The 9,117-nt window shown below is 64.1% G+C and carries 13 protein-coding genes; 9 read left to right on the top strand and 4 right to left on the bottom strand.

All coding sequences use genetic code 11. From position 1 onward, the window contains the following. Nucleotides 1-51: 51 nt before the first annotated feature. From spt to GQO94_RS08640, 3 genes are all read right to left on the bottom strand, one after another. Nucleotides 52-1,302 carry a serine palmitoyltransferase gene (gene spt / locus GQO94_RS08650; protein ID WP_156840749.1) on the bottom strand — a complete coding sequence of 417 codons (1,251 nt, stop codon included), beginning with the start codon at nucleotides 1,300-1,302 and terminating at the stop codon, nucleotides 52-54. A gap of 16 nt (nucleotides 1,303-1,318) precedes the next feature. Beyond that, a complete protein-coding gene (locus GQO94_RS08645) occupies nucleotides 1,319-1,561 on the bottom strand; it encodes an acyl carrier protein (protein WP_156840748.1) in 243 nt (80 codons plus the stop codon). A 91-nt stretch (nucleotides 1,562-1,652) separates the two neighbouring features. Next, nucleotides 1,653-2,024, bottom strand: a complete 372-nt coding sequence (locus tag GQO94_RS08640; protein WP_156840747.1) for a response regulator — start codon at nucleotides 2,022-2,024, stop codon at nucleotides 1,653-1,655. Nucleotides 2,025-2,156: 132 nt separating this feature from the next. Here GQO94_RS08640 and GQO94_RS08635 point away from each other — a divergent pair, with 132 nt between their 5' ends. The 5 genes from GQO94_RS08635 to GQO94_RS08615 are packed head-to-tail and all read left to right on the top strand — an operon-like array spanning nucleotide 2,157 to nucleotide 5,400. Next, nucleotides 2,157-2,363 carry a DUF3572 family protein gene (locus GQO94_RS08635; protein WP_408636606.1) on the top strand — a complete coding sequence of 69 codons (207 nt, stop codon included), beginning with the start codon at nucleotides 2,157-2,159 and terminating at the stop codon, nucleotides 2,361-2,363. Next, the gene (locus GQO94_RS08630; RefSeq protein WP_156840746.1) at nucleotides 2,360-3,016 is read left to right on the top strand and encodes an HAD family hydrolase; all 657 of its coding nucleotides are present in this window, start codon (nucleotides 2,360-2,362) and stop codon (nucleotides 3,014-3,016) included. Before GQO94_RS08635 ends, GQO94_RS08630 begins: the two co-directional genes overlap by 4 nt. After that, nucleotides 3,013-3,477, top strand: coding sequence for a RidA family protein (locus GQO94_RS08625; protein ID WP_156840745.1), 465 nt, complete (start codon nucleotides 3,013-3,015; stop codon nucleotides 3,475-3,477). Before GQO94_RS08630 ends, GQO94_RS08625 begins: the two co-directional genes overlap by 4 nt. Then, nucleotides 3,449-4,255 (top strand): glycerophosphodiester phosphodiesterase family protein, encoded by an 807-nt coding sequence (locus tag GQO94_RS08620; RefSeq protein WP_156840744.1) that lies wholly within the window; start codon nucleotides 3,449-3,451, stop codon nucleotides 4,253-4,255. The genes GQO94_RS08625 and GQO94_RS08620 overlap by 29 nt, the downstream gene beginning before the upstream one ends. Next, nucleotides 4,252-5,400, top strand: a complete 1,149-nt coding sequence (locus GQO94_RS08615) for a GNAT family N-acetyltransferase (protein WP_156840743.1) — start codon at nucleotides 4,252-4,254, stop codon at nucleotides 5,398-5,400. Before GQO94_RS08620 ends, GQO94_RS08615 begins: the two co-directional genes overlap by 4 nt. Nucleotides 5,401-5,403: 3 nt before the next feature. Here the strand turns inward: GQO94_RS08615 and GQO94_RS08610 are convergent, their stop codons facing one another. Continuing rightward, nucleotides 5,404-5,730: an SEL1-like repeat protein gene (locus tag GQO94_RS08610; protein ID WP_156840742.1), complete on the bottom strand. Its 327-nt coding sequence runs from the start codon at nucleotides 5,728-5,730 to the stop codon at nucleotides 5,404-5,406. A gap of 288 nt (nucleotides 5,731-6,018) precedes the next feature. Between GQO94_RS08610 and dksA the strand changes: the two genes are divergently transcribed. The 4 genes from dksA (at nucleotide 6,019) to GQO94_RS08590 (ending at nucleotide 9,089) form a co-directional block, all read left to right on the top strand. Beyond that, nucleotides 6,019-6,477 (top strand): RNA polymerase-binding protein DksA, encoded by a 459-nt coding sequence (gene dksA, locus GQO94_RS08605; protein ID WP_156840741.1) that lies wholly within the window; start codon nucleotides 6,019-6,021, stop codon nucleotides 6,475-6,477. A gap of 149 nt (nucleotides 6,478-6,626) precedes the next feature. Next, complete coding sequence (locus tag GQO94_RS08600) at nucleotides 6,627-6,992, top strand: PilZ domain-containing protein (RefSeq protein ID WP_156840740.1); 366 nt, start codon at nucleotides 6,627-6,629, stop codon at nucleotides 6,990-6,992. Between the two features lie 73 nt (nucleotides 6,993-7,065). Next, complete coding sequence (locus GQO94_RS08595; protein ID WP_156840739.1) at nucleotides 7,066-8,619, top strand: ABC transporter substrate-binding protein; 1,554 nt, start codon at nucleotides 7,066-7,068, stop codon at nucleotides 8,617-8,619. 80 nt (nucleotides 8,620-8,699) lie between these two features. Then, nucleotides 8,700-9,089 carry a DUF4112 domain-containing protein gene (locus tag GQO94_RS08590; RefSeq protein ID WP_156840889.1) on the top strand — a complete coding sequence of 130 codons (390 nt, stop codon included), beginning with the start codon at nucleotides 8,700-8,702 and terminating at the stop codon, nucleotides 9,087-9,089. The last annotated feature ends 28 nt before the right edge of the window (nucleotides 9,090-9,117 follow it).

The following is a 9,117-nucleotide window of genomic DNA, read 5'->3' as shown; positions in this document are numbered from 1 at the left end:
GGAATGACGAAAGTGGAGGCGGCTTGGCGTCCGCGAGCCAGAACCGCAGCCTCAGATAATCCCCGTCGCCTTGCCCGCGGTGGTGAACATCTCGACGATCTGGTCGACCTGCTCCGTCGAATGCTCGGCGCACAGCGAGCAGCGCAGCAGCGTCATGTTCGCGGGCGTTGCGGGCGGCCTGGCGAGGTTCACGTAGAGTCCTTCGTGCAGCAGCGCTTCCCACATCGCCGCGCCCTTCTCGAGATCGGGCATGATCACCGAGATGATCGCGCTTTGCGGCGTCTCGGTGCCGAGCTGGAAGCCCGCGTCCTTGAGCGCGCCGTGGAGTTTCTCGGAATTCTCCCAAAGATGTGCGCGCTTCTCGCTCGCGTCCATCAGCAGGCGGATCGAGGTGCAGGCCGTGGCGACCACACTGGGCGGCAGGCTGGCAGTGAACACGTAAGGCCGGCACACCAGCCGCATGATCTCGAACTTGGGATGGTTCGAAACGCAGAACCCGCCGACCGTGCCGACCGACTTCGAGAACGTGCCGATCACGAAGTCGACCTCGTCGAGGCAGCCCTGGTCTTCCGCGACCCCGCGGCCGTTCGGGCCGATGAAACCCATCGAGTGTGCTTCGTCCACCAGCACCATCGCGCCGTGGGCCTTGGCGATCGCGATCATTTCCTTGAGCGGAGCGATGTCACCCAGCATCGAATAGACGCCTTCGAGGATCACCAGCTTGCCGGCGCCTTCGGGAATGCGCTTGAGGCGCTTTTCCATCGCTTCGATGTCGTTGTGCTTGAACGGCACGACTTCGGCATCGCCCAGCTTGCAGCCGTCCCAGATCGAGGCGTGGCTGTCGATGTCGAGGACGATGTAGTCGCCCTTGCCCGCGATCGTCGAGATGATCCCGAGATTGGCCTGGTATCCCGTCGAGAAGACCATCGCGTAAGGCATGTCGTAGAAGTCGCATAGCGCTTGCTCGACCTGCTTGTGTCCGAGATAGGTGCCGTTGAGCACGCGGCTGCCGGTCGTCCCCGAACCGAAATCGTTAAGTGCCTGCTTGCCGGCTTCGATCACTTGCGGATCGAACGTCATGCCCATGTAATTGTAGGTACCGAGCAGGATCGTCTCGCGGCCGTTGCACACAGCCACGGTCGGCGATAGCACGCGCTCCATCACCAGTCCGAACGGGTCTTCCACCCCCGAGGCGAGCAGCCCCGCGCGCATTTCGATGACGTCGTCGAACTTGGAGAACAGGTCGGGGGAGCCGCCGCCGCGCATCTGCGGCTTGTCGGGCTGGTTCACGGCATCGGTCATGTCGTCGGGGTTCCCGTCAGGCGTCGGTGAGCTTCATCACGGCATCCACGAGCTGGCCATAGGTTTCGATCTCGGCCTGCTGGTTCATGCTGATGATGATGTCGAACTCGTCTTCGATCGCGGCCACGAAATCCATCACGGTCAGGCTGTCGAATTCGAGATCGTCGGTGAACTTGGTGTCATCGGTGATGGCGATGCCCTTCTTGTTGAAGGGTTCGATCAGTTTGGCGATGCGGGCCGAGGTGGCTTCGCGGTCCATGAAGAAAGCTCCGGATTGAGTTGGACCTCGCTGTGGCCGGGAAATGCGGCGCAAACAAGGTGCTTGCGGCTCTGCCGCACGAGGGGGCGGGTCAGGCGGGCTCGATCAGCGATCGCACCGCCGCCATGAACGGGCCGATCGAGACCGGCTTGGCGAGATAGTTGTCGGCGCCGGCGTCGCGGATGCGCTCTTCGTCGCCCTTGCCGGCGTAAGCGGTGACGGCAAGCACGGGGATCAGCCGCAGGGCGCTGTCGTGCTTTGCCGCCTCGATCAGCTCGAGCCCCGAGACGTTCGGCAGCTGGATGTCCATGATGATCAGGTTCGGAACGAAACCGCGCGCGCGGTCGAGCGCCTCGAGACCGTCCGAAACCGGCTCGACGGCATAGCCCTGACTGACCAGGACATCGCAGAACAGACGCCGATTGAGGTCGTTGTCCTCGACAACGAGGATTCGCTTTGCCATTCGCTTCCCGAACACCATCTTGGTGACTGCAAACCGTCCTATGGCACCTGCACGAGGCTGACAATTCTCAAAGCGACGCCGTCCCCCGCGAACGACCCACAGGCTCTGGCGCTCGACGCGCTTGTCTGGGTATTGAGCGACACGCCCCGTTCCGAGCGTTTCCTGGCGCTGACCGGGCTGACCCCGGATGCGTTGCGTGTTTCGCTTGGCGAACCGGCCACGCTGGCCGCCGTGCTCGATTTTCTTTGCGCTCACGAGCCGGATCTCGTGGCAGCGGCTGATGCCCTGCAGATCGCGCCCTCCGAATTCGCCGCTGCGCGTGAAAGGCTTGAACGATGAACCGTCCGCTCGTCATTACCGACTGCGACGAGGTCCTCCTCCACATGGTCTCGCATTTCCGCGACTGGCTGGCCGAGGAAGAGGGCATCACCTTCGAAATGGGCGGCCGCGATTTCGTCAGCGCGATGCGCTATGCCGAGAGCGGCGAAGCGGTAGAGCAGAAGGAGATCTGGCGACTGCTCAACCTCTTCTTCGATGGCCAGATGCATCGCCAGACGCCGGTGAAGGGCGCGGTAGAAGGCATCGCCGCGCTGAGCGAATATGCCGACGTCGTCGTCCTGACCAATCTGATGGACCATCGTCAGGAATCGCGCACCCAGCAATTGCTCGGCCACGGGATCGACCTCAAGGTCTATACCAACCAGGGCCCCAAGGGACCGGCGCTGCAAGCCATTCTTGACGAATATCAGCCGAGCCGCGCGGTCTTCATCGACGATCTGGCGCAGCATCACGATTCCGTTTCGGCCGTTGCCCCGCATGTCGACCGGCTGCACTTGTGTGCCGAGCCGCTGCTGGCGCCGCACATCGCTTGCGCGCTCGAAGCCGGGCATGCCCACGCCCGGATCGATACCTGGGACGAAGCGGTGCCCTGGCTGATCGATCGGCTGACCACTCCAGTGAATCAACGCGAAGACGAACGGGAAGAGACATGAGCGATATCGACACACGCCTGGCCGAGCTCGGCCTCGTCCTGCCCGAACCGGCGGCGCCGGTTGCCGCCTATGTGCCGGTCATGTTGGCGGGCAATGTCGCGCACGTTTCCGGCCAGCTGCCTTTCATTGACGGGCAACTGGTGACCGGCCGGCTTGGCGAGGACGTCGAGCTCGAACGCGGGATCGTCGCAGCGCAGGCCTGCGGCGTGATGATCCTGGCGCAGCTCAAGGCGGCGCTGGGTTCGCTCGACCGGGTGGAGCAGATCGTCAAGCTGGGCGGCTTCGTCAATTCGGTCGGCAGCTTCACCGATCAGCCCAAAGTGATCAACGGCGCATCGGAACTCATGATGGCGGTGTTCGGCGATGCCGGGCGCCACGCGCGAAGTGCGGTGGGCGTGCCGGTTCTGCCTCTGGGTGCGGCCGTGGAGGTGGATGCGGTTGTTTCCGTTAAACCTGTTTGATCGCTGGCTCGCGCCGGTCCCCGACTGGCGCAAGGTCGAGTGGATCACGCAAACCGATTTCGCGCATCGCGGTGTCCATGGATCGGCCGGCGACCACGGGGCGGAACGAGTCGAAAATTCCCTGAGCGCGTTCGCCGCCGCGATGGATCGCGGTCTAGGAATCGAGTGCGATGTGCGCCGGTCCTCGGATGGCCGCGCGATGGTGTTTCACGATCGCGATCTCGACCGCCTGACCGATCAGGCGGGGCCGATCGCGGCGCGTTCATCGAAGATCCTGACGGGCCTCAATCTCGCCGGTTCCGAAGACAGGATCCTCGCGCTGCGCGACCTGCTCGTGCGGATCGCGGGGCGCGTGCCGGTGCTGATCGAACTGAAGTCCGATCGGGAAACCCGCGTGCCGGCGTTGTGTTTGTCGGTAAGGCGTGTTCTCGAAGGCTACGTCGGCCCGCATGCGGTGATGAGCTTCGATCCGCGCGTCAGCCGGTGGTTCTTCACGCACTCGCCGCATACCGTGCGCGGGCTGATCGTTTCCGAGGAGGACGACAAGGCGATTCTGGGCAGCATTCGCCGGCAAATGGCGCTGTGGCATGCGCGCCCCGATTTCCTCGCTTACGATATCCGCGATCTGCCGAGCCGGTTTGCGTCGGCGCATCGCCATCGGGGGCTGCCCATCGCGACCTGGACCGTGCGCAGCGCGCAGCACCTCGAACGGGCGCGCGCGCATGCCGATGCGGCGATCGCGGAAGGCGAGGGTCTTCCGTCCGACGGTCCCGCATGAGCGACGGCGAGCTTTTCGTCCACGTCGGCGATTCGATTGCCGCCCTCGATCCCGGCGAATGGGACGCGTTGAGCGATCGCGCCAACCCCTTCGTCAGTCATGCGTTTCTCGCCTCGTTGGAGGATTCGCGCAGCGTCGGAGGGCGCAGCGGCTGGATTCCGCTGCCGCTGCTGATCGGCGGTGACGGTGGCCCCTTGCGCGGCGCGGTTCCGGCCTACGTGAAAGAGCATAGCCAGGGCGAATACGTCTTCGATCACGCCTGGGCCGATGCCTGGCATCGCGCCGGCGGCCAGTATTACCCCAAGCTGCAAATATCCGTGCCGTTCACGCCCGCAACCGGCCCGAGGGTCTTGACCAAGGATGCCGGGCTTGCGCTGCCCTTGCTCCGGGCGGCGGAAACCCTGTGCGATCAGAACGGCCTGTCTTCGGCGCATGCGACCTTTATCGAGCCGGCGCAGGTACCGCTGTTCGAGCAAGCCGGCTGGCTGCTGCGCGAAGACATCCAGTTTCACTGGGAAAACCGCGGGTACGAGAGTTTCGACGATTTCCTCGCCGCGCTCTCGTCGCGCAAACGCAAGGATATCCGCAAGGAACGCGCGAAGGCGCAAGAAGGCCTTGAGATCCGCCACCTCAGCGGCGATGCCATCGCGCCGCATCACTGGGACGCCTTCTGGCAGTTCTACCAGGATACCGGCATGCGCAAGTGGGGGCATCCCTATCTGACGCGGGACGCGTTCGCGCTGCTGGGTGAGCGCATGGCCGACCGGATTCTGCTGGTTATGGCATTCGAGGGCGATACCCCGGTCGCCGGCGCGCTCAATTTCATCGGCGGCGAGGCGTTATACGGCCGCTACTGGGGCGCGATCGTCGACAAGCCGTTCCTGCACTTCGAGCTGTGCTATTATCAAGCGATCGACGCGGCGATCGATCTGGGCCTCGCCCGAGTCGAGGCGGGCGCGCAAGGCGGGCACAAGCTCGCTCGGGGATACGAGCCGGTGCGCACGGTTTCCGCGCATTACATCGCCCACGAAGGGTTCCGCGAGGCGGTCGCGGATTTCCTCCAGCGCGAACGCGAAGGTATCGCGAACGATCAGTTCATGTTGCGTACGCGCACGCCGTTCCGCAAGGAAGATGGAGACGTGTGAAGTTCAGGCGGCCTTGCGGCTGGTCGCTGCGAGCCATTCGCGGGCACGGCGCTGGGCTTCGGCAATCTCGCGCGCCGTCATGTCGTCCGAGATCTCGGCGCGGCAGATCGCCGCTTCCTCGTGTCCCGCGACAGCGGCAAGGTTGAACCACTTGTGCGCTTCGATGAGATCGCAGCCGATGCCGTGGCTTCCGGTCGAATAGGCAACGCCCAAATCGAAATAGGCCGTGAAGTCCCCTTCGGCCGCTGCGACGAGGCAGTTCGCGACCAGCAGATCTTCGGATTCGCTGCACGGCGTGGCGTCGGCCGTGTTTACCCAGACAGTCTTCATGGTGATAACACCCCCCGATGATAAAGGGCTTTGGTCCGCCCTTTGCTGTTTGAATGCTGCCCACTGTTCCTCTACAAACCGTTAACCACACCTGCGATATCCCGTGAGACCGGGCTTTGGCAGCAATCGTACGCAGCTTTTTTCGTTAAGAAGTCGCAACCGCCTTGTCTCGTTAAGTCCATGGATTTATAGGCGCGGCGAACCTAGGTTCGCAGGGGTGCCACCGGGAACGCCCGGGGCCGCAGGGCGATTTGCGATCCGAGGACTCTAAGGTGCGGAGTTCAGTGAATGGCGACGGCCCTAAACAATGAAATTGATGTTCTCGCCAAGGCGAGGCGCTCGCTTGCAAGCGATTATTTTCCCTCTGACGACGAAGTCTACATGGGGGAGGCACAGCAAGACTATTTCCGCAAGCTCCTCCAGGCCTGGAAGCGCTCGATCCTCGATGCATCGGCGGGAACCCTCGCGCAGTTGCAGGATGGACCGATCCGCGAGCCGGACCTCAATGATCGGGCTTCCAGCGAAACCGACTGGGGCATCGAACTGCGGACGCGAGACCGTCAGCGCAAGCTGATCGCCAAGATCGATTCGGCGCTTCGCCGGATCGAGGAGGGCGAATACGGATATTGCGAGGTCACCGGCGAACCGATCGGTCTGGGGCGTCTGGTCGCACGTCCGATCGCGACGATGACGGTCGAAGCGCAGGAAGCGCACGAACGTCGCGAGAAGGTTTCCCGCGACGATTGATCTGCCGAGCGAAGCCGTTGCTTTTCCAGCGCGCGGTAACGGTCCGTTAGCCAGTTTGTGGCAGAGCCGGTTCGACTGGCGCTCGTGTTTTGACTATTCGCCGCACGTGGCGCATTTTCGAAGCAAGCAAGGGACTGGAAAACAGCTCGATGGACGCAAATGACAATAGGCATATCGCTCGCGACAGCCTGTTCCTCATGGCGGACTTGCGCGTGGACGGCCTCGAGGGCGAGCACCGCATCAAGGTGCGCAATCTTTCCGCCGGCGGAATGATGGGCGAAGGAGCGGTTCGCGTGATGCGGGGCGCGGTCGTCGAAGTGAACATCCGCAATATCGGCTGGGTCGAAGGATCCATCGCCTGGGTGCAGAGCAATCGATTCGGCGTCGCCTTCCGTGACGAGATCGATCCCAAGATCGCGCGCGCACCCGTAGGCCAAGATGTCGAAAGCGGACCTCCGCGCTTTTTGCGCTCTGCATTCGTCACTCCCGAAACCGGCACGATCCGCAAGATCTGATCGGCCTGGCCTCGCCCTCGAGGCGGCGGCCAAACCCGTTTCGCCAGCATCCGAAATCGACTAGGCCGGGATCATGATGGTCTCGCGGTCGCTTCAGCAGTTCTTCGTGTGTCTTGCTGGCGTCCTCTTGCTGTCGTCCTGCAATCGTGCCGATTCGACGCGGATCGACGTGGTCGTCATCGGGGAGCCACAGGATCCGTTTCAGGAAGGGGGGCGCCCGTTAAGCCCTGCGGCCAAGCTCGTTCGCGCCTCGACCGCGGAAGGGCTCGTCGCGTTCGACGAGGAGGGGCGGGTCGTGCCCGCCTTGGCCGATCGCTGGATCGTGACCGATGATGGCCGCAGCTACATTTTCCGCCTGCGCGACGGCACTTGGCAAGGCGATGCCGGGGACCTGACCGCCCGCTCGGCCAAAGTCGCCTTCGATGCGCAGGTTCGCAAAGTGCGCGGGACTTCGCTCGCGCTCGACCTGAAAGTGATCGACGACGTCCGCGCCATGGCGGGCCGCGTGATCGAGATCCGGCTCAAGCATGCGATGCCGAACCTGCTGCAATTGCTCGCGCAACCCGAGATGGGGCTGGTCTACGAAGACCAGACCGGCGGCCCGATGAGCATGGTTCCCGACGGTCAGACCGCGCTGTTCAATCCGATCGATCCGGCCAGCTTGGGCCTTCCCGGACTCGAGAACTGGTCCGAGCGGACCCGCACCGTCGCCCTGCGAGCTTTGCCCGGCGAGGCCGCCATCAAGGCCTTCAACGACGGCGAGGCAGACATCGTGCTGGGCGGACGGATCGAGGATTTCCCGCGAACCAGCTCGGTGGGCATTTTGCGCGGCACGATCCAGCTCGATCCGGTCACCGGCCTGTTCGGCCTGCAAGTCATGAACGACGAGGGGTTCCTTGCCGAACCGGTGAACCGCGAAGCCATCGCCCTGGCGCTCGACCGCAACGCCCTGATCGCCCCGTTCGGACTCGGCGGGTGGAACGCCTCGACTCGGGTAGTGGCGCCGGGGCTGGACGGCGATATCGGCACCATCGGCGAGCGGTGGCCCGAACAGTCGCTCGAGGATCGCCGCAGCGTGGCCTCCGCGCGAGTCGCGGCCTGGGTCGCCGGCGCAGGCGGATCTGGCGGCAAGGAGAGCCAAGCAACGCCGTCCGAAGGGACGGGGAACGACGCGGCAAGCCCGACCACGGGCGTCTCGCTTTCGGTGTGGCTGCCGCAGGGTCCCGGTTCGGACATCCTTTTTCGCGGAATCACCGGCGATCTGGCCGCGATCGGCATCACGGCCACGCGTGCCGCCGACGAGGAAACCGGCGACTTGCGCCTTGTCGATACCGTCGCGCGCTATCCGCTGGCGACGTGGTTCCTCAATCACCTCTCCTGCGCGGAGCAGACCGGACTGTGCAGCAAGGAAGCGGATGGCCTCGTCGCCACGGCCGGGGCAAGCGAAGACCCCGCCGAACGCTCGGCATTGCTGGCCGAAGCGGAGGCGGAACTGACAGCGGCGAACGTGTTCGTTCCGTTCGGACCGCCGATCCGCTGGTCGCTGGTGCGCGGCGACGTCAGCGGCTTTGCCACCAATCCTTGGGGGTGGCATCCCTTGATGCCGCTGGCCTGGCTGCCCAGATAAGGGTTCAACCCGGATGACGCCGGGCGGCCCTGATGAAGGACACGCTAGAGGTGGCAGCACAACAAGGTACGACGCGGCGGATGCCGGTGGATTTTCCGATGGGATCGGATCCGGGGTCCGTGCGGCGCCGGATCGAGTCGCTCGAGGTCCTGCTGGAACGGTCGCTCACCATTCCGGGCACCAGCAAGGCGGTCGGCCTCGATGCGATCGTCGGTCTCGTTCCGGTCGCGGGGGACGTCGTCGCGGCGGCGCTCGGCCTCTACCTCGTCTGGGAAGCGCGGAACCTCGGTATGTCGAAGTTCCAGCTCGCGCGGATGGCGACGAATGTTGGCGTCGATACGCTGCTCGGCGCGGTCCCGCTCGCGGGAGACCTTTTCGACTTCGTGTTCCGCTCGAATTCGCGCAACCTGAAGATCGTGCGCAAGCATCTCGACAAGCACCATCCCGAAACGCAGATCATCGAGGCCTGACGCTTTTGCATCCTCAAGCATTGCGCTA

It is taken from the genome of Novosphingobium aquimarinum, from assembly GCF_009746585.1.
GTDB classification, from domain to species: Bacteria; Pseudomonadota; Alphaproteobacteria; order Sphingomonadales; family Sphingomonadaceae; genus Novosphingobium; species Novosphingobium aquimarinum.
This window is presented reverse-complemented; position numbering and strand designations above follow the sequence as displayed.